This is a genomic window from Micromonospora sp. NPDC005254, assembly GCF_042872525.1.
In the GTDB taxonomy this organism is placed as follows: Bacteria; Actinomycetota; Actinomycetes; order Mycobacteriales; family Micromonosporaceae; genus Micromonospora.
In genome coordinates this window covers 417,574-438,427 of sequence record NZ_JBIAKM010000002.1, presented here as the reverse complement: position 1 = coordinate 438,427, position 20,854 = coordinate 417,574, and the positions used below count along the sequence as shown (strand labels likewise).

Here is a 20,854-nt window from a genome sequence, read left to right as displayed (position 1 = left end):
GCCCCGGTCAGCCGGGGAGCCGAGGCATGAACACGGTGTGATCGCCACCGTCGGGCGGCGTGGGCGGGTCACCGGGCAGCGGCCGGGCACCCGGACCAGCCGGAGCACCCGGCATCGGTTGCGTGGCGTCCGGAGTCGGCGGCACGGGTCGCGCCCCGTAGACCCCTCCGCCGGCGGGGCGGGGCGGAGGCACCTGGCCGGCGGTCGACGGCTGCTGGCCGTACACCGGGCCGGGTTGACCGGGCACGGCGGGCGACCCACCGCCGGAGCGGTAGGTGGTGCCACCGGGGTTGCCCGGCAGCGGGCCGGGCTCGTCGGACGGCGTGCGGTCCTGCCGGGAGCGGCGCACCAGCAGCACGATGAGCAGCAGGCCGACCGCCACCATCGCGATGCCGAAGAACATGATCGGCGAACCACCGCCGGACTCGGCGGCCACCGCGGTCACGCTGGGCGCGGCGGACGTCGGGCCCAGCGCGGCCGGGTTCACCACCTCGCCGGCCGCCGCGACCTCGGTGGGACTGGGGGTCGGGGTCGGCTTCTTCGACGGCGTCGGGGTGAGCGACGGGGAGAGCCGCCCGGTGACCTTCGCCGTGTCGGCGCCCTGCCCCAACTGCTGGCCGGCAGCGGTCAGAGCCACACCGGTCACGTAGAGCTGGCCGCCCGGCGCGTCGGCGGCGAACGCCACCCGGTACCGCACGGTGATGCCCTTGCCCTTGCACAGGGTCGGCTTCGCCGGTGCGGTCTGCCCGGTCTCCACGTTGCCGTCACCGCCGCCGACGGCCACCGGAACCCAGTGCCCGCCCGCGTTCACCTGGACCGCCACCTGGCTCGGCTGGAGACCCTCAAGGCGCAGACCCAGGGCGGTACGCAGCAGGACGCAGCCGCCGGAGCGCTTGCGCACCGCGACGTTCACCCCCTGGGCCGAACCCCCGGCGGCGAAGCTGCTGGCCGACCCCACACGGACCGAGTCCTCGTCGGCCAGCGCGGGTGACGCACCGAGCATCACCAGGCCGACCAGCAGACCGCAGACCGTCGCGAGCCGTGCCGCGCGTCGACGCACCGTCATGATCACCTCACCGTTCTCCCCGGGTGGGGTCCGCGGCCAGGCTACTACCGGCCTACCCCCGCCACCGGTCATAGAGCGGCCCGCATGTGTCCGGCGTTACGGTTTACGACCGGCCCGGCGGCCACCGAGCCTTGATCCACTCGGTATCGGCGATGTCGGGGTGTCCCACGGCCTCGGACACCCCGATATCGGCGATGTCGAGTCGATCACGCTCGGCGATCTCCGTCGGCAGGGCCGAGGGCTCCACCGCCCGATTCGTCCAGGTTGGAGCGTGTGATCCCGGCGAGGGCGTCGCGGCAGAGCCGGTCGGCGGTACGGGTCGTCTCGGGGAGGCGGTAGCGCGGAGTCAACGCGAGCACCTGCGCGGTCGCGTTGTCCAGGCTCATCCGGTGCCCGACGCTCACGAAGACCGGCTTCACCCCGTCCCGGGTCCGTAGCACCCGGCCCACGACCTCACCTCCGTCGCGCAGCGCCGACCAGGCACCCCGCTCGGCGGCCGGTGGATCCCACTCGCCGACCAGCGGCGTCTTGCCCACGCCGATCGCGGGCAGGCCGGTGACCACCCCGAGGTGACAGGCGAGCCCGAACCGGCGCGGATGGGCCACGCCGTGCCCGTCACAGACCAGCAGGTCCGGGCTGGTCGTCAGCGTGTCCAGCGCGGCGAGCAGAGCCGGCAGCTCGCGGAAGGCGAACAGCCCCGGCACGTAACCGAACGAAGGCCGGCCCACACTGACCGCCGAATCCACCACCGCCAACGTCCGGGCGTCCAGCACGGTCACGGCCGCCGCGAGGAGGTCGCCGCTCTCGGCGTACGCGACGTCCAGGCCGGCCACCGTCGCGGGCGCGGCCGGACCCGGCCCGACCAGGTCGACGAGCGGCCGCAACTCCTCCTGTACGGCCACCGCCTCCGCCTCGCTGCGCGGCACGTACCCCAGGTCCGGCGTTGATCCACCAGACATCAGCGCCCACCCTTGATCCACACCGGCCCCCGGCCTTGATCCACTCGGTTTCGGCGATATCGCGGTATCCCACGTCCTCGGACACCCCCATATCGGCGATGTCGAGTCGATCACGCTCGGCGAAGCCCGTCGGCGAGGGCGTCGGTCACCTCGTCGGCTACTTGTCCTACTCGTGATCAGGCGAGTTTCAGCTCGTCGCGGGCCTCCTGCACCCACCGGGCAACACCGTGCGCACCGCTGCCGGCCGCGAGCTCGGCCGCCTCGTCGAGCAGCTCGCGGGCGGCATCCCGGTCACCGTCGGTCGCCGCCAGGTCCGCCAGACCGATCAGGTTCGCCGCGACCCCCGGCGTGAAGGACAGCTCCCGGCGCAGCCGGGTCGACTCCGCCAGCAACTCCCGCGCCGCGTCGACCCGACCGGCGGCCTGCTCACCGAAGCAGAGGTGCCGCAGCACGTACGACAGGGTCAGCTCGTCGCCCGCCTCGGTCGCCAGCTCACGCGCCCGCGCGAAGGCCGGGTCGGCGGTCGCCTGGTCCTGGCGGATCACCTGGTGGACCGTGCCCACCCAGAACAGCGACTCCCCCTCGCCATGAGCGTCACCCAGCTCGCGGTAGAGCTGCGCCGCCCGCTCGAAGAGCCGCAGCTCGGCCGCGTCCTCCGCACCGGTCTCCAGGAAGCGGGCATGCAGGAGCCGGCCCCGGGCCAGAGCCGTGTCCGCCTCCAACGCCACGAGATCCCGCTCCGCCTCGTCCAACGACTTCGCGTCGCCGCCGAAGACCGCCTGCTCATAGCGCTCCTGCGCCCGCGTCAACCGGATGTCGGACCCTTCGGCCATCACTGACCCACCCTTCCGTCGATGCGCTCGCGCAGGAGATCGGCGTGGCCATTGTGCCGCGCATACTCCTCGATCATGTGCACCAGCAGCCGACGAAGCACGATGACGTTGCCGTCCCGCTGCCGTCCCTGCACTCCCAGATCCGCTGCCTCGGCGACGAAGCGCTCGGAGAACTCGACCTCCGTACGCCAGGTGAGGTACGCCTCGTCGACCACGGCCGGATCGGCCACCGCGCCGTCGAAGTCGCCGTCGGGATCGTCGTCCGAGCAGTACAGCTTGGGCGCGACCTGGCCGGCCATGGTCCTGCGGAACCAACCACGCTCCACTTCGGCCAGATGTCGGATCAGCCCGAGCAGCGACATCGTCGACGGCGGCACCGCCCGCCGGGCCAACTGCTCGGCGTTCAGGCCGTCACACTTGAGTTCGAACGTCAGGCGCTGGTCACGCAGGTACTCGACGAGCACCGTCCGCTCGTCGGCGAAGTTGCCATCCGAGCGCGGGTCGTCGTCCGGATGAACGAACAGGTACGACCAACCGAAGGTCCGCGTGGGTTCGCCGTCGGAGGTCGTCGCCTCGGCGCGTGAGTCAGCCATACGACGACTCTTGTCGATAACCGTCCACCTCGGCAACCGCCGCGCGCCCGTCAGCCTGCACCCTGGACAAGGGTCGAACACGACGACGGCGAGCCTGCGTCACGTCGCGGGACCCGACGCCAACTCGGGATCCGCACCTGGATCGCCGGCTTCCCGTAACTGCTCCTCGAACATCACGAAGGTCCGCTGGCGAATCCCCCGGATCAGAGCCTGCTCCTTCGGGGTCAGATGACGCCCCTCGGCATCTGCCACGCCCTGGATAGACCGGACCGTCTCGTAGAGCGCGAAAATAGGGCCGTCACCTTCCAGATAATGCGCCCGGAACGCCTCTACTTCTTGGACAAACTCCGCTTCGGCACGGCGGAAGATATCGCCGCCGACCGCCAGCATGATCTCCGCGAAAATGTCGTTCTTCTCGTGCCACCCACCTGAATCGATGGAGAGTCTCCAGACGCGAGCGCCACCCTCCGGGGTTTCCACGATCTTCACGGGTGCTTGGTGGTAAAGGTAGTAGGCGGGTAGGGCCAAGCCGGGCGCCTCGGTCATCCGGACTTCTCCTCGTAGGTCGATAGCAGCGCCTGCCAGAACAGCCGCTGCTCACGGAGGCGCACACCCTCGGTAAGGGCTCGCTCGCGTGCCGTCAAGGCCCTGTCCTCGGCGAGAGCTAACGCCTCGATGTCACGACGCACCTCATACAGCACATGCTCCCAAACTGCCACAGCGTCGATAGCAGCCAGGTGCAGACGGAACTCAGCGAGATGGCCGTTACGCATCCGCAGTACGAGCTGCACGTCCCGATAGCCGCTACTCATTGGCGACAGGAAGCGGTCTTCACAGCTCACGACGACAACGTCCGGGTTGTCCTTTATTCGGCCAAGCGCCGCGTAGAGCGCGTCGAGAGAGCCAAATTCGATCTTCGCGGCCGCGAGGTCGAGCAACGTCGACGCATCACCCTGCCGTTTGTTCACCTTGTCTTCTGCTCTGCGTCGATCCTTGGGCCGAGAACGCCAGCCTGGCTCGCCGACTCGACGACCATCGACAAAGGCCAGAGACTCCGCAAGCTGGTTCAGGTCGGCCTGCGCCACGGCGGCCGCTGCGTAGAGATCATCGAGGTAACGCTTGCGGTAGGCATCGTCAGCGCGGCGAAGTCTGTCGAATCCAGCCTGCGCAACCGGTCCAGGACGTGCGCGAAGGCTAGCGCTGATCCTTAGCTGATCCGCAGTGAGAGGTGTCGGTTCTGGCTCAGGCAACACCTCGGCGAATGCTGCCTCCGGCCCTGCCGTCTCCTGCTGGGCGATGTCGTCGAGCACGTCGGCGAGGGCATCGATGGCCTGTTGGTGGCTCGCCAGGTGATGCAGCGTCAACGGCCGCGCCGTCAGTGACGTCGCCAATTCGGGGCTGGCCAGGATGATCCGCGCCAGGTCCGGCGCCTGCGCCAGTTGCCGGGCCAACGTCTCGGCCAGCTTCGGCTCGCTGGCGGGTGGCTCTCGCAGGGCGGTATCCAGCATGTCGCGGACCCGGGCATCCGTGAGCAGCCGCGACCCGTCCTGCGCGGCCGCGTCGTCGAGGCTGGGCACCAGCCGCCGCAGGGTCGGTGGATCCAGGGCCCTCGCGAACTCACCCGGGCTCACCCCGGCCGAGAAGACCTCGTCCAGACTGTCGGCCAGCGCGAGCACCTCAGCCGGGTCGCGGCCCGCCGTCGGCCTGTCCGCAGCCGGACCGGGCGACCCACTCGGGGCACCCGCCACCGAGCCCGGCCCGTCGAGCAGCAGGTACATCCGGTTGATGTACGGGTCGCCATGGCCGCCGTCGTCGTACGCCGGTGGGTGGGTCGGCAGGTCGGGACGTTCACTGAACCGGCCTCGGGGCAGCCCGCCGAGTGGCATCGGCCGGCCGTCCCCGCCCAGCACGAGTGCGTCGATGCCGACCACGTCGGGGTAGAGCGGCCGGTCCCGCACGAGGCCGGTCTGCGGGTCGACGTAGAGGACCGTGCCGTTCTGGTTGAGCGCCACCCAGGCGTGCGAGCCGCCGCCCGCCCACTCGGTGATCAGGAACGCGTAGCTGCCGTGGCCGCCCAGCAGCAGTTGGTCGTGCAGGTTGGCGTACCCCCGGTCGGCGGCCTGCCGCGCCTGCGCCGGGTGAGCCCGTTGGTCGGATGGCGGTGCGAGGACGCGCTGGAAACGGCCGCCGGTCACGTCTTCCACCCGGCCCGGGCCACCCGCCTCACCGCGGATCGGGCGTCGGGTGTCGCCGTCCAGGTAGCCGTCGAAGGTGCGCGGCGCGGACACCCGCGGCCGCCCGTGCACCCAGGTCTCGAACAGCGACAGGGTGCAGTCCAGGCAGTTGATGCCCCGGGTGGCGTCGGCCTGGGGGCCGCCGTCGTTCAGGAGGCCGAACCAGCCGCCCCGGCGGGGGTCGGCGGTACGCAGGACAGCGCCGTCGAGGTCACGGGGCATCTGCCGTTCGACGTCGACCTGGTGCAGGGCGAGCGGCGGCCGGAGCCCGCCCGGCTGCCCGTACGGCCGGGAGTCGTCGATCGACGGGGGTACGTCGTCGCCGGTGAGCCGGGACGGGCCGGCGGTCTCCACCGCGCCGAGCGCGAGCGCGCCCACGTCGCTGTTGGCGTGCGCGAAAGCGCCGTCGGCGAGGTCCACGACCGCCGGCGCCCTGATGCCCGCCAGCACGTCGTCGGCCAGGTCACGCCATTGGGCGTACGCGCGTGTCTCGTCGTTCGCCGCCCGCTGCCAGCCGTCGGCCCACTGCCGGTGCCCCGCCTGGTGCAACTGTCGGGCGTAGTTCGCGTACTCGACAGCCCTGCGGTCGTGCTCCGCGGCGCGGGTCCGCAGGCGGGCGGCCTCCGCCTGCCGGCGATTGTTCTCGAACCCGGTCCGCTGCGACTCGTAGTGGCCCTGGTAGCGCCGCCGCTCGGCGGCCTCCGCCTCGGCCACCCACCGGGCGGCGTACCCGTCGCTCTCGGTCACGGACACCGACGGGTCGCCGAACGCGAGCACGTCGACGGGAACCGAGGCCCGGCCGCGAGCCCGTTGCCGGGGTACGCGGGCCGGCGCGGGCGCCTCCCGCGTCGAGAACCGCGTGGGTACGGCGTGCCGGCCCACCGCCGCACCGGTGACCGCGCCACCGCCGGGCCTGCCGGCGGCATCGGGCGTCGTACCGGCCACCGGGCCGGTGGACGTGAACGGAAACGCCGTTCCGGGGGCGACGGTCGACGCGGGACCGGCGGACGCGACCGGCGTCGCCAGCCCCACGGTGCTCGCCGCCGCCGACGGGGAAAGGCCCCCCGCTAACGGGCCGGTCGACAGCGGCACCGAAGCCGACGACGGCGGGATCGACGGAGGCACGGAGGCCGACGGCAGGGTCGACGGGGGCACGGAAGCCGGCGACGGGCCGGTCGACGGGGGCACGGCAACCGTGCCGTTGGTGCCCGGGGCGACCGCACCCGAGGCGATCCCCGGCGACGCGCCGACCGCCGGCCCAGCCCCCGCCACCGGCCCAGCACCCGCCACCGGCCCGCCGTTCGGGTCAACGGCGCCGGCCACGGGGGCCGCGACGGCCGAGAGCAGGGGATCCGCCGCGACAGCAGGAAGCCCCGGGGCCGCGACGGCAGAGAGCGTGGGATCCGCCGCGACAGCGGAGAGCGCCGGACTCGTGCCGTGCCCAACGCCCGACGACGTCGCGTCGGGTGCCGCCGGCACCGGCGAGCCGACAACGTCCGCCCCCGCCTGCTGGGCGACATCCGCCACGGGAGACCCCGGGGAGGACGCAGCCCCAGACAGCGGCCCCAGGGCTGAAGACGACGCAGACGCAGGCGAGGACGCCGCGAGTTCCGGGGGCGAGGCATCCAGCGGAGGCGCGGTGGGGATCGGAAGGGACGGGCCGGTGAAGGACGCTCCGGCGAGGGCGTTGGCCTGCGCGTGCAGCCGGGCCTGCAGGGCGTGGTCGGTCTGCCCGGTCGCCGATCCGGTGGCCCCGGACGCGGCGGCGCGTACCGCGTCCTCCACCGAGGTCAGGCCCTGCCCGGTGGCGATGCTGGCGGCGCTCTCGGCGAACATCTCGCCGGTCATCTCCCGACCCAGGTGCTCGCCGATGCGCGCCGCGCGGCCGGTCGCGTGACGGCCCAGGCCCGCCAGTGGCGCGACCGCTCCCCCGGCGAGCCCGCCGACCGCCGACGCGCCCAGGTCGGTCAGGTCCACGCCGTGCGCCCGGCCCGTGGAGTTCTGGTACGCCTGGGTGGCCAGGCTGATCCCGGACTCCTCGGCCGCCTCCTCCAGCCCCTCCCGGGTGGCTCGCTTGGCGAGGCCGCGCACGCCACCCTTGGCGACCTCCTTGGCGGCGCGCTCGCCGGCCTCCTTGAGCCCCCGCCGCAGCGCCTTGCTCGCCAGTTGGCCCATCAGACGCTTGAAGATCTGCTGGATCAGCAGCCGGGTGGCGGTGATGGCCGCGCCGGCGGCCGGGGATGCGGCACCCGCGGTGAGCAGCGCCGCCACCGCCACCGAGAGCAGCTCGATGACGAGGATGCCCAGCTCGATCCAGACTTCGAGCTTGGCGCCCTCGATGTCGCAGCCGCACTCCTCGACCAGGCGACCCAGATCGGCGGTGACCGCGAGGAGCACCGGCAGGGGCGCGTCAGCACCCTCGGCGATCCCACGCCAGGCCGCCTCGAACGCGGCGTCGACGGCTCCGACACCGCCGTATCCGCTGCGTACCTCGGTGGCGGCCGCTGCGGCGTCGGCGTGTGGACCGGCGAGGACGCCGGCAACCGCGTACCACCGGTCGGCGACGTCCCAGACGGCCCGTTCGTTCCCCTCGGGCCACTGCACGCCGACCGCCCAGTCGAGGGCCTCGTAGATCCAGCCGGGAACGTCCCAGGGCGCGTAGTCGAGCGGGTGCGGGATCGGGCTGGGCAGCACGCTCATCCGGATCGACCCGCCGTCAGCGCTGGTCGGCGGCCCGGTCGAGCCGGGCGGCGCTGCTCTGGTCGGTCTGCACGCTCGCGTCGACGGCGCTGACCACGTCGGCGCCCAGCTCGGTGAGCCGCTGCCCGACGCCCGCCCAGGCGCGCAGCACGGTCTGCTCGATGCCGCGGTAGCTGCGCTCGAACGCGGCGCCGGTGTCGTCGCGCCCCCACGGGCGGGCGCCGCTGGCGGCCTCGATCTCGCCGCCCTCCGCTGCCCGGCTGGCCGTCACCGCCTCGCCGGACAGGGCCAGGTCGGCGCCACCGCGCCGGGCGCGGGACGCGTCGAGCCAGAGCTGACCGTCGGTCATGCTGGCCCCTCGCCGCGGCCGAGCACGGCGTCCGCGCGGCCGAGCAACGCGCCGAAATCGCCGGTACGCAGGAACTCCGTCGAGCCGGCGCCGGCCGGCATGGTCTCGGCGACCAGGTCCTGGGTGGCCTGGGTGGCGGCGGCCACGGCGGCGTGGACCGTTTCGGTGACTTTCCGGCTCAGCGCCTCCGCGTCGCGATCCCGGTAGATCGCCGGGGCCAGGACGACCTCGACCAGCTGACCCTGCGCGCCGACGGTCGCCGTGACGTGGCCGTCCGGCGAGCGCCGGGTCACCCGCAGTTGGGCGAGCCGCGCCTGCAGAGTGTCCAAACCGGACCTGAGCTGCTGATACTGGCCGTACACGTCGTCGAATCGGGCCCGTAGCTCGCGATTGGCGTCCCGGTCCACGCGTTCGCTCACCGCCGCTCCTCCCGTCACCGTCGGTAGGGAAGACCATACCGGCCGCCATCGATTCGTGTAGTCCGGTAGTTTCGATGTGTGATCGACCGTCAGCAGGCCGAGCAGCTCGCGTCCGCGTGGGCGCGCCGGGATTCGCAGCGCCTCGGCCACGAGTGCACCCCGGTGGTCGACGAGTTCGACCTCGGCTTCGTCGTCACCTCGATCGTGTCGAGCGAGGTGCGGGCGATCCCCGGCGATCTGCCGACGACCGTCATCGACAGGCGGACCGGAAAGGTCACCACCTGGCCCCGCGTGCCCACCGAGGTGGTGGCGGACCTGTACCGGCGCAGTCAGCCCAGCGGGCCGACGGCCCCCCGCACCGTCGACGCGTCGAGCCTGCTGATCCGGGAGATCCGTCGCGCGCCGACGCCGAACACGGTGGCACACCTGACCCTCGACGGTCGCATCTGGACGGCCCAGGGCACGAAGGGCGCCATCGCGCTGAACCACCACCCGCTCGTCCGAAGCTACCTGGACGAGCGGCCTCCGGGCGAGCTGGTCCGCGGCGCCGAGTGTCACGCCGAGCTGATCGTGGTCTCCGACGTGCTGCACGAGTACGACCACCGCCGGGCCGCCGAGGGCATCGAGCCGATGGGGCGGGCCGAGGCGGCAGCCCTGCTGGAGGCGGCACGCTTCGAGATCTTCCGGATCCGCGAGCCGGGTGACCCGGCCGGTGGCGCCGCGGAGCGACCCTGCGACTCGTGCATCTCTTTCCTGGTGAGCGCCAACGTTCTGCCAGAGTCGGCGCGGGCCTACACCGAGACGTGGCTCGCACCGGCGGAGCCGGACCCGGACCCGGGCCGCTTTCCGCCCGAGGTGGCCAACGCGCTGGTGGCGGCGGGCTGGCGACCGCACATCGGTGACCAGATCATGGCCGCGGCCGGCGTGCGGGACGTCACCGCCGTGCCGGGGGCCGTCCACCAGCACGAGGTCTTTCCCGCCGCCGTGGAGGCGCTGACCGCGTTCCCCAGCCTGGTCGGCGCGCGGCGGGGCCCGGGCGCGCAGGTGTGGATCTCGCGCTTCGACATCCGCCCGCACACCATCGCGCACACCGCCGACACCCTCGCGGACTTCGGCGCGGTGCTCGGCGTGCGGCTCTTTCCGATCGGCACCGAGCAGCAGGACAGCATCCTCGCCGTCGACGAGCGCGGCCGGGTATTCGCCCTCGACCAGGCCGGCGAGTGGTTCCTCGGCGACACCATCGACGCCGCGCTCACCACGTTGCTGCTCGGCCGCGCCCCCGCCCGGGTCGGCGACGACGGCACCTGGCCGGCGGACCCGAGCTAGAGCGCCAGCCCGGTCAGCACCATGACCCGCACCTCGGTGTAGTCGTCCATCGCGCTGCGTAGCCCCTCCCGACCGACGCCGCTGCCCTTCACCCCGCCGTACGGCATCTGGTCGGCCCGGTACGACGGCACGTCGCCGACGATCACGCCGCCCACCTCCAGGACCCGCGCGGCGGAGAAGGCCACGTCCAGGCGCCGGGTGAACACGCCGGCCTGCAACCCGTACGCCGAGTCGTTGACCGCGGCGAACGCGGCCTGGTCGTCGGCGACCGGGGTGACCACCAGCACCGGCCCGAACACCTCCTCGGCGACGACCTTGGCATCGGCGGGCACACCGGTAAGCACGGTCGGGGGGTACGTAGCGCCGTCCCGCACGCCGCCCACCTCGACGGTGGCGCCGGCCCCGACAGCCTCGGCCACCCACGTCTCGACCCGGCGGGCCGCCTCCTCGGACACCATCGGCCCGACGTCGGTCAGCTCCGAGGCGGGATCTCCGGTGCGCAGGGCGCGGACCGCCGCGACCAGCCGGGGCAGGAAGTCGGCATGCAGCGCGTGGTGCACGTACACGCGTTGCACGGCGATGCACGACTGGCCAGCCTGGTAGTTGGCGAAGGTGGCGATGCGCTGCGCGGCGAAGTCCAGGTCCTCGTCGGACGTCCAGTCCGCGCAGATCACCGCTGCCGCGTTGCCGCCCAGCTCCAGCGTCACGTGCTTCTCCGGGACCTGCCGGCGGATGGCCGCGCCGACCGGCCCCGACCCGGTGAACGACACGACCGGCAGCCGAGGGTCGGCGACCAGTTCGGCGGCGCGGTCGTTGGGCAGCGGCAGCACCGAGAACATGCCGGCGGGCAGGTCGGTCTCGGCCAGCAGCTCGCCGAGCAGCAGCGCGGACAGCGGCGTGGCCGGGGCCGGCTTGACGATGATCGGCGCACCGACCGCGATGGCCGGCGCGACCTTGTGCGCGACCAGGTTGAGCGGGAAGTTGAACGGCGCGATGCCGAGCACCGGCCCTCTCGGCACCCGCCGGACCAGGGCGATCCGCCCGCTGGCGGCCGGGTCGGTGTCGAGGCGTTGCAGCTCACCGGAGAAGCGCCGGGCCTCCTCGGCGGCCCACCGGAAGGTGGACACCGCCCGCCCGACCTCGGCGCGCGCCCACTTCACCGGCTTGCCGTTCTCGGCGGTGATCAGCGCCGCGACCTCGTCGGCGCGCTCCGCGAGCCGCCGCGACACGTGGTCCAGGGCCGCCGCCCGGGCGTGCGCGGGCAGGGCCGCGGCCTGCGCGGCCACACCGGCCGCCGCCGCGACGGCGGCGTCGACCTGGTCGCGGGTGGCAAAGGTGGTACGCCCCACCGTGCGGCCGTCGTACGGATGGTGAACGGTCAGCTCGCCCTCGCCGGAGGCGGGACGGGAGGCGACGAAGAAGTCTGCGGGCTCCACGCCGTGCAGCGTAGACGAGACAATCGCCGACGGAAACAGTCGCCGTATCCCTTGTCTGCCGCGAATTCAGTAGCGAAGATGGCAGGAAGATTGCGATAACCTCCGCACACCGCATCCCCGGCCCCCCTCGGAGTGATCCCGTCATGAGTGACCAGCAGCAGCTGCGCAACTTCGTCAACGGCTCCTACGTCGAACCGGCCGACGGCGGGTACGCCGATCTGGTCGACCCCTGCACCGGCGAGGTGTTCGCCCAGGCGCCGGTCTCCGGGGCCGCCGACGTCGACGCGGCGATGACCGCCGCCGCCACCGCGTTCGAGAGCTGGCGGGAGGTCACCCCGGCCGAGCGGCAGAGGGCGATGCTCAGGCTCGCCGACGCCGTGGAGGCCCGCGCGGCCGAACTGGTGGACGCCGAGGTCCGCAACACCGGCAAGCCGCGCCAGCTCACCGCCGAGGAGGAGCTGCCGCCGGCGGTGGACCAGTTCCGGTTCTTCGCCGGGGCCGCCCGCCTGCTGGAGGGGCGGTCCGCCGGCGAGTACCTGGCCGGGCACACCTCGTACGTGCGGCGCGAGCCGATCGGTGTCTGCGCCCAGGTGACCCCGTGGAACTACCCGCTGATGATGGCGGTGTGGAAGATCGCCCCGGCCCTCGCCGCCGGCAACACGGTGGTGCTGAAGCCGTCGGACACCACGCCGGTGTCGACGCTGCTGCTCGCCGAGATCGCCGCCGAGTTCTTCCCGCCGGGGGTGTTCAACGTGGTCTGCGGTGACCGGAACACCGGTCGTACCCTCGTGTCGCACCCGACCCCCCAGCTCGTGTCGATCACCGGCTCGACGCGCGCGGGCATGGAGGTGGCCGCCGCGGCGGCCCCCGACCTGAAGCGGACCCACCTGGAGCTGGGCGGCAAGGCCCCGGTGGTGATCTTCGACGACGCGGACGTGGCGGCGGCGGCCGAGGCCATCGCGCTGGGCGGCTACTTCAACGCCGGTCAGGACTGCACGGCGGCGACCCGCGTGCTGGCCGGGCCCGGCATCTACGACGACTTCGTGGCGGCCCTGGCCGAGCAGGCCCGCAACACGAAGACCGGCGCACCGGACGACGCGGACGTGCTCTACGGCCCGCTGAACAACGCCAACCAGCTCGCCCGGGTCAGCGGCTTCGTGGACCGGCTGCCCGACCACGCGGCGATCCAGACCGGCGGCTCCCGGCAGGGTGAGCGCGGCTACTTCTACGCGCCGACGGTGGTGTCCGGGCTGCGCCAGGCCGACGAGATCATCCAGGACGAGGTGTTCGGGCCGGTCATCACCGTGCAGCGCTTCTCCGACGAGGACGAGGCGGTGCGCTGGGCCAACGGCGTCGACTACGGCCTGTCGGCGTCGGTCTGGACGCGGGACCACGGCCGGGCGATGCGGATGACCCGGCGGCTGGACTTCGGCTGCGTCTGGGTGAACACGCACATCCCGTTCGTCTCCGAGATGCCGCACGGCGGCTTCAAGCACTCCGGGCACGGCAAGGACCTCTCGGTCTACAGCCTGGAGGACTACACCCGGATCAAGCACGTCATGCACAACATCGAGGGCTGAGGCGATGACATCCTCCGAAGAACTGCACAAGCGGCGCGGTGGTGCCGTCGCCCGGGGCGTGGGCAGTGTCATTTCGTCCTACGTGGACTCCGCGTCGGGCGGCACGCTCACCGACGTCGACGGGCGGGAGTGGATCGACTTCGCCGCCGGCATCGCCGTCACCAGCGTCGGCAACTCCGCGCCGAAGGTGGTCGAGGCGGTCCGCGCGCAGGTGGAACGGTTCACCCACACCTGCTTCATGGTCGCGCCGTACGAGTCGTACGTGGCGGTGTGCGAGCAGCTCAACGCGCTGACACCGGGCGGGTTCGAGAAGCGCTCGGCCCTGTTCAACTCCGGGGCCGAGGCGGTGGAGAACGCCGTCAAGATCGCCCGGCACGCCACCGGGCGACCGGCGGTGGTGGTGTTCGACCACGCGTACCACGGCCGGACCAACCTGACCATGGCGTTGACCGCGAAGAACATGCCGTACAAGCACCGGTTCGGGCCGTTCGCCGGAGAGATCTACCGGGTGCCGATGTCGTACCCGCTGCGCGACGGCGGCCTCTCCGGCGCCGAGGCGGCCGCGCGGGCCATCGAGATGGTCGAGAAGCAGGTCGGCGCCGAGAACGTCGCCGCGCTGCTCATCGAGCCGATCCAGGGCGAGGGCGGCTTCGTGGTGCCCGCGCCCGGTTTCCTGCCGGCGCTGCGAGCCTGGGCGACAGCGGCTGGCGTGGTGTTCGTCGCCGACGAGATCCAGACCGGCTTCTGCCGTACCGGCGACTGGTTCGCCTGCCAGCACGAGGGCGTCGAACCGGACCTGGTCGCCCTGGCCAAGAGCATCGCGGGTGGCCTGCCCCTCGCGGCGGTGACCGGTCGGGCCGAGCTGATGGACGCGGTGCACGTCGGCGGGCTCGGCGGCACGTACGGCGGCAACCCGATCGCCTGCGCCGCCGCGCTGGCCACCATCGAGACCATGCACGAGCTGGACCTGGCGGGCGCGGCCCGTCGGATCGAGTCCGTGCTGGCCCCCCGGCTCCGCGCCATCGCCGAGCGGGACCCCCGCATCGCCGAGGTACGCGGGCGCGGCGCGATGCTCGCCGTGGAGCTGGTGCAGCCCGGCACCCTCGTCCCCGACCCGACCGCCACGGCGGCCATCTCGGCCGCGTGCCACGCCGCCGGCCTGCTCACCCTGACCTGCGGCACGTACGGCAACGTGCTGCGCTTCCTGCCCCCGCTGGTGATCTCCGACGAGCACCTGACCAGAGGCGCCGACATCCTCGACGCCGCGTTCGGCTGACCGAGGGAAGGGCCCCTTCCCGAGAAGGGGCCCTTCCGCACGGCAGGGTCAGCGAAGCACCTCGACGGTGTTGCGGCGGACCAGGTTCTTGCCCGGCTCGCGGATCTGGTCCATCGCGGCGGTGTTGAGCAGCACGCAGCTGCCCGACGGGCCGGTCACCGTGACCGTGGTGGCCTTGTTGTTGTCCAGGTTGGTCACCCGCAGCCGGGTGCCCACCGGAAACTGCCCGCTGGTCGCCGCCGGCGCGGCATTCTCGGCGAAGAAGGTGATCGCCCCCGAGCAGGCCGAGCGGGGCGCCGGGCCGGGCGCTCCGGGAGACGCTGCGCCGGGTCGGACCGTGCCGGCGGCCGGCGGCGCGGCGGGCGGAACGGCCTCGCCGTCGAGCCGTTGCACCACGTTGCGGCGGATCACGTTCTTGCCCGGCTCCCGCACCAGCTCCATCGCGGCGGCGTTGAGCAGCACACAACTGCCCGACGGGCCGGTCACCGTCACCGTGGCCGCCCGGTTGTTGTCCAGATTGGTCACCCGCAGCCGCGTGCCCACCGGGAACCGGTCACTGGTCGCCGCCGGGGCCCCGCCCTCGGCCGAGAAGGTGACCGAGCCCGAGCAGACGGACTGCTGCGCGGGTGCGGTGTCGGCGAACCCGAACCCGGTCCCCACCGCCACTCCCGCCGCGGCGAGCACCGCCACGGTCGCCGCCAGCACGTGCTTGCGCTGCACCCTCATCGCCGTCACTCCCGTCCTCGGTGTGTTCTTCACCGCGTGGTACGGACGGGAGGGACCTACCGTTCAGCCGACACGGGCACCGATCGCCGTGGCGGCCAGTTCGACGGGTCCGCACCTGGTGTGGTTGGCGATCGAGGGTGAGCTGCGTCACGATGGGGACCGAGGAGGTCGCCCCATGGCTGACCCGTGGCTCGCCCTGAAATTCGGCGTCGATCCGGCCGAGCGGATCGCGCAGGTCGGCGCGGCCCACGAGGCGTTCCTCGCCGCCGGCGCCGCGCCGCGCCGGGTGCGGGAGGTGGTACGCCGGTCGTGGGAACGGTCCGCCCGACTCGACCCGGAGGCAACTCCGCCGGTCGACCTGACCGACGACGCGCTGGCGAGCTACCGGGCCGCGCACCCGCTGGCCCGGGTGCTGCCGCTCTTCCGGGACCTGCTCGGCGGCATCGCCCAGGACGGCGCGCACCTGATGGCGGTCTGCGACGCGTACGGGCGGCTGCTCTGGGTGGAGGGCCACCCGGGGGTGCGCCGGCACGCCGAGCGGATGAACTTCGTGCCCGGCGCCCTGTGGGACGAGAGGCACGCCGGCACCAACGCCCCCGGCACCGCACTGGCCGTCGACCACAGCGTGCAGATCTTCGCCACCGAGCACTTCATCCGGCCGGTGCAGCGCTGGACCTGCGCGGCGGCGCCGATCCACGACCCGGCCACCGGGCGACTGCTCGGCGCGGTCGACATCACCGGCGGCGACCACCTGGCCAACCCGCACAGCCTGGCGCTGGTCCGCGCCACCGCCCGGGCCGCCGAGGCGCAGCTCGCCACCGACCGACCGGTGGAGCCCGGCGTCGTCACCGTGACCGCGCTCGGCCGCGACGAGGCGGAACTGCGGGTCGACGGGCGGCGCATCCGGCTGGGCCGCCGGCACAGCGAGCTGCTGGTGCTGCTGCTGCACCATCCCGAGGGGCGCACCGGCGAACAGCTCGGCCTCGACGTGTACGGAGACGACCGGCTCCAGCCGGTCACCCTGCGCGCGGAGCTGTCCCGGTTGCGCCGGGTGCTCGGCCCCGAGCTGCTCGACTCCCGCCCGTACCGGCTGCACGGCACCGTCCGCGCCGACTTCACCACGGTCGCCGACCGGTTGGACCAGGGCGATCCGGCGGGCGCGCTCGACGCGTACTCCGGGCCGTTGCTGCCCGGCTCGGACGCGCCGGGAGTCACGCGACTGCGCCGGCTCATCGACGGCCAGCTCCGCGCGGCCGTGCTGGCCGCCGCGGACCCGGCGCTGCTCGCGGCGTGGACCGCGACGCCCGCCGGCGCCGACGACCTGACCGCGTGGCAGGCCCTGGCGCGGGCGTTGCCGGTGGGCGCGGCCCGCCGGCCGCTCGCGCTCGCCCGCATCCACCAGCTCGCCACGGAGTACGACCTACCACGCGCAACGTTGCTGCAACGTCCCCGAAACTAGCCTCGCCGCCGACACCGCACCACGACGGCGGAGGTAACCATGACGCGCTACGACGCGCCCACCCACTGGCAGTCCCGTTACGACCACTTCATCGGCGGCGAGTACGTCAAGCCGCACGGCGGTGGCTACTTCGAGAACCCGACCCCGGTCACCGGGCAGACCTTCACCGAGGTGGCCCGGGGCACCGCCGCGGACGTGGAGAAGGCCCTGGACGCCGCGCACGGCGCCGCCGACGCCTGGGGGCGCACCTCGGTGGCCGAGCGGGCACTGATCCTCAATCGCATCGCGGACCGGATGCAGGACAACCTGGAGTCGCTGGCCATCGCCGAGACCTGGGAGAACGGCAAGCCGATCCGCGAAACGCTGGCTGCCGACATTCCGCTGGCGATCGACCACTTCCGCTACTTCGCCGGGGCGATCCGGGCACAGGAGGGCTCGCTCGGCGAGATCGACGACGACACCGTCGCGTACCACTTCCACGAGCCGCTCGGCGTGGTCGGGCAGATCATCCCGTGGAACTTCCCGATCCTGATGGCCACCTGGAAGCTGGCGCCCGCGCTGGCCGCCGGCAACGCCGTGGTGCTCAAGCCGGCCGAGCAGACCCCGGCCTCGATCCACTACTGGCTGTCGCTGGTGGCGGACCTGCTGCCGCCGGGCGTGCTCAACATCGTCAACGGCTTCGGCGTGGAGGCCGGCAAGCCGCTGGCGTCCTCGCCACGGGTCGCCAAGGTGGCGTTCACCGGTGAGACCACCACCGGGCGGCTGATCATGCAGTACGCCAGTGAGAACATCAAGCCGGTCACCCTGGAGCTGGGCGGCAAGAGCCCGAACATCTTCTTCGACGACGTCAGCGCGTCCCGTGATGACTTCTTCGACAAGGCGCTCGAGGGCTTCACCATGTTCGCCCTCAACCAGGGCGAGGTCTGCACCTGCCCGTCGCGGGCGCTGATCCAGCAGGGCCACTACTCGGACTTCCTCGCCGCGGCGGTGGAGCGGACCGGCCGGATCGTGCAGGGCCACCCGCTGGACACCGACACGATGGTCGGCGCGCAGGCCTCCAACGACCAGCTGGAAAAGATCCTGTCCTACCTGGACATCGGCCGCCAGGAAGGTGCGAAGGTGCTCACCGGTGGATCCCGGGCGGAGTTGGGCGGCGAGTTGTCGGGCGGGTACTACGTCCAGCCAACGATCTTCGAGGGCGACAACTCGATGCGGGTCTTTCAGGAGGAGATCTTCGGACCGGTGGTCTCGGTGACCTCCTTCGCCGACCTCGACGACGCCGTGAAGACCGCGAACGACACCCTGTACGGGCTGGGCGCGGGCGTCTGGACCCGGGACATGAACACCGCGTACCGGGCGGGGCGGGCGATCCAGGCCGGGCGGGTGTGGACCAACTGCTACCACGCGTACCCGGCGCACGCCGCGTTCGGCGGGTACAAGCAGTCCGGCATCGGCCGGGAGAACCACAAGATGATGCTGGAGCACTACCAGCAGACCAAGAACCTGCTGGTCAGCTACTCGACCCAGAAGCTCGGCTTCTTCTGATGTCCGTCGTCTCCGTGACCCCCGCGGCGGCCGATCTGATCCGGTCGCTGCGGGAGCGGCACGGGCCGCTGATGTTCCACCAGTCCGGCGGCTGCTGCGACGGCAGTGCCCCGATGTGCTACCCGGCAGGCGAGTTCCGCACCGGATCGTCCGATGTCCTGCTCGCCTCGCTCGCCGTGGACGGTGTGCCGGAGCCGGTCGAGTTCTGGATGTCGTCGGCCCAGTGGGAGTTGTGGAAACACACGAGGCTCACCGTCGACGTGGTCCCGGGCCGAGGCAGCGGCTTCTCCCTGGAGGCCCCCGACGGTCTCCGCTTCCTCATCCGCTCCCGCCTCGCCGCCTAGGTCACTCGCGACCGGTGCGTGTGAGCCGCCCCCGCCCCGTCGATCATGGAGTTGTGGTGGGCAGCAAGGGATGCTTTACACCTTTCGTCAGCCACCACAACTCCATGATCGGCCCTGGGGAGCGTGGGGCGGGGAGGGGGTTAGGGGTGGAGGAGGGGGATCAGGGTTTTGATGATGTGGTTGGGGCGGCGGTAGAGGTCCAGGTCCGTGAAGTGGCGGATTTTCCAGCCGTTTGCGGCTAGCCAGTTCGATCGAGAACGATCATGCCGGAGACGGTCGCGGTCCAAATGGGACGATCCGTCATACTCGACGCCGACCTTGCGGCGCCGGTAACCGAGGTCGAGGCGGTAGAGCGGCACTCCATGACCGTCCGGGACCCAGACCTGTGGCTCCGGCGGTGGCAGGCCGCCATCTATCAACACCAGGCGAAGCTGACTCTCCTGCCGGCACTCCGCCCGCGGGTCGGCGCGTGGCACGAGTTCACGCGCCTGGCAGACGCCACGGAGGCGTTTGTGCCGAGCGACCTCCGCCCTGAGTTCCTCGGATCGGCAGGCACCCACGCGAAGGCACAGGTCCAGCAGCGGCATCGCGTCCATTCGGCGCAGTGACCGGGCTAGGTCGACCGCGCAACGGGCGGCCGGGGCACAGGGCACTCCGCCCAGCAGCACCGTATCGCGTACCGGCAGCACCGCCTCGTGGGCGACGACTCCCCGCATCTGCGGGACGTTCTCGCCGGCCGGCACAATGATGTGCACGTCGAAACTGCGGACGTCGCCGAAGCCGTGCAACTGTGCACCGGTATGGAAGCCGACGACGGCAGTCTCAGGCAACCGCCGAAAGATCGCCGGCAGTCGCGCGGCTGGGTCGGCCGAGGGCGTGTAGACGCTCCGCGTCAACCGGTGCAGGCGGGACAGCCCAACTAGCCTGCGCACCTGCTCCCGACTGAGGCCGGCGGCGAGTAACTCCGCGTATCGATACTGATCCTGTGCCATGCGGCAGAGACTGCCGCGCCCCGCCCCAGGCATTCCGCCCCGACCCAGGAATCTGTGGATACCCGAGCGCCCTGTGCACAACCCCCAAACAAAGCCCACCCGTGCTATGCGCATCGACCTCCACCACAGCGTCGATCAAGGAGTTGTGGTGCCGGACAGAACTCCTGAACCATCGTCTACCGGGCACCACAACTCCATGATCGACTCGGTTCAGGGCACGCGGGGCAGGGCCGACGCGGCGCGGTTAGTCGCAGCCGTAGCCGTCGTTGTCGCGGTCGAGGTCGTAGATGTCGGTGCCGATGACCTTGACCGGGCCGCGAACGTAGGCGGGGCCGTTGCCGCTGCCTGGCAGGCAGTCGACGTCGCTGGCGATCGGGACGCAGGGGCTGTAGTTCGGGTCGCACTTCGCCTGCGCGGCCTTCTTGGTGCCGACGGCGACGACCTGGGTCACCGGCTGCTTCGTCACAACGGATTTCACCAGCTTCCGGGCCGTCCGCACCCCGTCCGTGGTGGTCACCTCGTACGTCAGTGTTCTCGTACCGTTGACGCCCTTGGTTCGGACGACCCGCTTGCCCTCGGCCAGGGAGGAGTCCTTCACGGTCCGCTCGGCGTACCGGATCGTGGCCCGCTCCGTCACGGTCGTCACCTGCACCACCGGCGCGGCGCTGGACGGGCTCGGCGAGACCGACGCGGTGGAGGGTGCGGCGACCGGCGACACCTCCTGCGCGGGGGCCTCCTCGGTCGGCTCGGCGGGTGCCGCCACGATGGGCTGCTGCGGTTGCTCGGCCGCGGTGCCGGTGCGGGTGGGCTCCGGTTCGCCGGCCAGGGCGCTGACAATCGCGGTGCCGGCGCAGCAGAGCAGCAGGAACGACAGGGCCACCGAGCCGAGGATGACGGCGACGCGGCTGGCGGGACTGGCCCGGCGGAACCAGCTCTGGGCGGCGGGCAGGCGGGGCCCAGGGCCGAACGGCGGCACGTGCGGCGGGCCAGGATTCGGCGGTGGTTGCATCGTCACGT

18 protein-coding genes are annotated in these 20,854 nt (G+C 72.3%); 6 read left to right on the top strand and 12 right to left on the bottom strand.

The annotated features are described in order from the left end of the window. Window positions 1-7 precede the first annotated feature (7 nt). From ACFYPR_RS07665 to ACFYPR_RS07630, 8 genes are all read right to left on the bottom strand, one after another. On the bottom strand, window positions 8-1,066 hold the full coding sequence (locus ACFYPR_RS07665; RefSeq protein ID WP_355063059.1) for a hypothetical protein: 1,059 nt from the start codon (window positions 1,064-1,066) through the stop codon (window positions 8-10). Between the two features lie 206 nt (window positions 1,067-1,272). Continuing rightward, window positions 1,273-2,025, bottom strand: coding sequence for a deoxyribonuclease V (gene nfi, locus ACFYPR_RS07660; protein ID WP_387258985.1), 753 nt, complete (start codon window positions 2,023-2,025; stop codon window positions 1,273-1,275). Between the two features lie 176 nt (window positions 2,026-2,201). Further along, on the bottom strand, window positions 2,202-2,858 hold the full coding sequence (locus ACFYPR_RS07655) for a tetratricopeptide repeat protein (RefSeq protein WP_387178621.1): 657 nt from the start codon (window positions 2,856-2,858) through the stop codon (window positions 2,202-2,204). After that, window positions 2,858-3,451: a DinB family protein gene (locus tag ACFYPR_RS07650; RefSeq protein WP_387178618.1), complete on the bottom strand. Its 594-nt coding sequence runs from the start codon at window positions 3,449-3,451 to the stop codon at window positions 2,858-2,860. The genes ACFYPR_RS07655 and ACFYPR_RS07650 overlap by 1 nt, the downstream gene beginning before the upstream one ends. Before the next feature lie 99 nt (window positions 3,452-3,550). After that, window positions 3,551-3,997, bottom strand: a complete 447-nt coding sequence (locus tag ACFYPR_RS07645) for a hypothetical protein (protein WP_354854292.1) — start codon at window positions 3,995-3,997, stop codon at window positions 3,551-3,553. Then, window positions 3,994-8,385 carry a toxin glutamine deamidase domain-containing protein gene (locus ACFYPR_RS07640; RefSeq protein ID WP_387258983.1) on the bottom strand — a complete coding sequence of 1,464 codons (4,392 nt, stop codon included), beginning with the start codon at window positions 8,383-8,385 and terminating at the stop codon, window positions 3,994-3,996. Before ACFYPR_RS07640 ends, ACFYPR_RS07645 begins: the two co-directional genes overlap by 4 nt. A gap of 16 nt (window positions 8,386-8,401) precedes the next feature. Next, window positions 8,402-8,734, bottom strand: a complete 333-nt coding sequence (locus ACFYPR_RS07635) for a hypothetical protein (RefSeq protein ID WP_387258981.1) — start codon at window positions 8,732-8,734, stop codon at window positions 8,402-8,404. Further along, window positions 8,731-9,153, bottom strand: coding sequence for a YbaB/EbfC family nucleoid-associated protein (locus ACFYPR_RS07630; protein ID WP_387258979.1), 423 nt, complete (start codon window positions 9,151-9,153; stop codon window positions 8,731-8,733). Before ACFYPR_RS07630 ends, ACFYPR_RS07635 begins: the two co-directional genes overlap by 4 nt. Window positions 9,154-9,231: 78 nt before the next feature. Here ACFYPR_RS07630 and ACFYPR_RS07625 point away from each other — a divergent pair, with 78 nt between their 5' ends. Continuing rightward, window positions 9,232-10,479 carry an SUKH-3 domain-containing protein gene (locus tag ACFYPR_RS07625; RefSeq protein ID WP_387258978.1) on the top strand — a complete coding sequence of 416 codons (1,248 nt, stop codon included), beginning with the start codon at window positions 9,232-9,234 and terminating at the stop codon, window positions 10,477-10,479. On the opposite strand, the gene ACFYPR_RS07620 is transcribed toward ACFYPR_RS07625, so the two are convergent. After that, entirely contained in the window at window positions 10,476-11,915 is a 1,440-nt protein-coding gene (locus ACFYPR_RS07620; protein ID WP_387258977.1) for an aldehyde dehydrogenase family protein, read from the bottom strand. The two genes, ACFYPR_RS07625 and ACFYPR_RS07620, sit on opposite strands and share 4 nt — an antisense overlap. A gap of 143 nt (window positions 11,916-12,058) precedes the next feature. Between ACFYPR_RS07620 and ACFYPR_RS07615 the strand changes: the two genes are divergently transcribed. Both ACFYPR_RS07615 and gabT read left to right on the top strand, forming a co-directional pair. Further along, window positions 12,059-13,495 carry a gamma-aminobutyraldehyde dehydrogenase gene (locus ACFYPR_RS07615; protein ID WP_387258976.1) on the top strand — a complete coding sequence of 479 codons (1,437 nt, stop codon included), beginning with the start codon at window positions 12,059-12,061 and terminating at the stop codon, window positions 13,493-13,495. A 4-nt stretch (window positions 13,496-13,499) separates the two neighbouring features. Then, entirely contained in the window at window positions 13,500-14,771 is a 1,272-nt protein-coding gene (gene gabT, locus ACFYPR_RS07610; protein ID WP_387258974.1) for a 4-aminobutyrate--2-oxoglutarate transaminase, read from the top strand. Between the two features lie 48 nt (window positions 14,772-14,819). On the opposite strand, the gene ACFYPR_RS07605 is transcribed toward gabT, so the two are convergent. Next, window positions 14,820-15,497, bottom strand: a complete 678-nt coding sequence (locus tag ACFYPR_RS07605) for a hypothetical protein (RefSeq protein WP_354854277.1) — start codon at window positions 15,495-15,497, stop codon at window positions 14,820-14,822. A 175-nt stretch (window positions 15,498-15,672) separates the two neighbouring features. Here ACFYPR_RS07605 and ACFYPR_RS07600 point away from each other — a divergent pair, with 175 nt between their 5' ends. The 3 genes from ACFYPR_RS07600 to ACFYPR_RS07590 are packed head-to-tail and all read left to right on the top strand — an operon-like array spanning window position 15,673 to window position 18,845. Beyond that, the gene (locus ACFYPR_RS07600; RefSeq protein ID WP_387258973.1) at window positions 15,673-16,956 is read left to right on the top strand and encodes a GAF domain-containing protein; all 1,284 of its coding nucleotides are present in this window, start codon (window positions 15,673-15,675) and stop codon (window positions 16,954-16,956) included. A gap of 39 nt (window positions 16,957-16,995) precedes the next feature. Further along, complete coding sequence (gene adh / locus ACFYPR_RS07595) at window positions 16,996-18,501, top strand: aldehyde dehydrogenase (protein ID WP_354854273.1); 1,506 nt, start codon at window positions 16,996-16,998, stop codon at window positions 18,499-18,501. After that, complete coding sequence (locus ACFYPR_RS07590; protein WP_387258971.1) at window positions 18,501-18,845, top strand: DUF779 domain-containing protein; 345 nt, start codon at window positions 18,501-18,503, stop codon at window positions 18,843-18,845. The genes adh and ACFYPR_RS07590 overlap by 1 nt, the downstream gene beginning before the upstream one ends. A gap of 140 nt (window positions 18,846-18,985) precedes the next feature. Here ACFYPR_RS07590 and ACFYPR_RS07585 read toward each other — a convergent pair whose 3' ends face one another. Together ACFYPR_RS07585 and ACFYPR_RS07580 are read right to left on the bottom strand one after the other, a co-directional pair. Next, window positions 18,986-19,837: a DUF559 domain-containing protein gene (locus tag ACFYPR_RS07585; protein WP_387178589.1), complete on the bottom strand. Its 852-nt coding sequence runs from the start codon at window positions 19,835-19,837 to the stop codon at window positions 18,986-18,988. A 244-nt stretch (window positions 19,838-20,081) separates the two neighbouring features. Then, a complete protein-coding gene (locus ACFYPR_RS07580; protein WP_387259365.1) occupies window positions 20,082-20,846 on the bottom strand; it encodes a G5 domain-containing protein in 765 nt (254 codons plus the stop codon). Between the last annotated feature and the right edge of the window lie 8 nt (window positions 20,847-20,854).

What these genes read in the sequence shown, in the direction of transcription:
- ACFYPR_RS07655 (WP_387178621.1), bottom strand. Translation starts at nt 2,858, where the DNA reads ATGGCCGAAGGGTCCGACATCCGGTTGACGCGGGCGCAGGAGCGCTAT.
- gabT (WP_387258974.1), top strand. Translation starts at nt 13,500, where the DNA reads ATGACATCCTCCGAAGAACTGCACAAGCGGCGCGGTGGTGCCGTCGCC.
- adh (WP_354854273.1), top strand. Translation starts at nt 16,996, where the DNA reads ATGACGCGCTACGACGCGCCCACCCACTGGCAGTCCCGTTACGACCAC.
- nfi (WP_387258985.1), bottom strand. Translation starts at nt 2,025, where the DNA reads ATGTCTGGTGGATCAACGCCGGACCTGGGGTACGTGCCGCGCAGCGAG.
- ACFYPR_RS07590 (WP_387258971.1), top strand. Translation starts at nt 18,501, where the DNA reads ATGTCCGTCGTCTCCGTGACCCCCGCGGCGGCCGATCTGATCCGGTCG.
- ACFYPR_RS07645 (WP_354854292.1), bottom strand. Translation starts at nt 3,997, where the DNA reads ATGACCGAGGCGCCCGGCTTGGCCCTACCCGCCTACTACCTTTACCAC.
- ACFYPR_RS07600 (WP_387258973.1), top strand. Translation starts at nt 15,673, where the DNA reads ATGGCTGACCCGTGGCTCGCCCTGAAATTCGGCGTCGATCCGGCCGAG.
- ACFYPR_RS07650 (WP_387178618.1), bottom strand. Translation starts at nt 3,451, where the DNA reads ATGGCTGACTCACGCGCCGAGGCGACGACCTCCGACGGCGAACCCACG.
- ACFYPR_RS07640 (WP_387258983.1), bottom strand. Translation starts at nt 8,385, where the DNA reads ATGAGCGTGCTGCCCAGCCCGATCCCGCACCCGCTCGACTACGCGCCC.
- ACFYPR_RS07605 (WP_354854277.1), bottom strand. Translation starts at nt 15,497, where the DNA reads ATGAGGGTGCAGCGCAAGCACGTGCTGGCGGCGACCGTGGCGGTGCTC.
- ACFYPR_RS07585 (WP_387178589.1), bottom strand. Translation starts at nt 19,837, where the DNA reads ATGGCACAGGATCAGTATCGATACGCGGAGTTACTCGCCGCCGGCCTC.
- ACFYPR_RS07580 (WP_387259365.1), bottom strand. Translation starts at nt 20,846, where the DNA reads ATGCAACCACCGCCGAATCCTGGCCCGCCGCACGTGCCGCCGTTCGGC.
- ACFYPR_RS07615 (WP_387258976.1), top strand. Translation starts at nt 12,059, where the DNA reads ATGAGTGACCAGCAGCAGCTGCGCAACTTCGTCAACGGCTCCTACGTC.
- ACFYPR_RS07665 (WP_355063059.1), bottom strand. Translation starts at nt 1,066, where the DNA reads ATGACGGTGCGTCGACGCGCGGCACGGCTCGCGACGGTCTGCGGTCTG.
- ACFYPR_RS07635 (WP_387258981.1), bottom strand. Translation starts at nt 8,734, where the DNA reads ATGACCGACGGTCAGCTCTGGCTCGACGCGTCCCGCGCCCGGCGCGGT.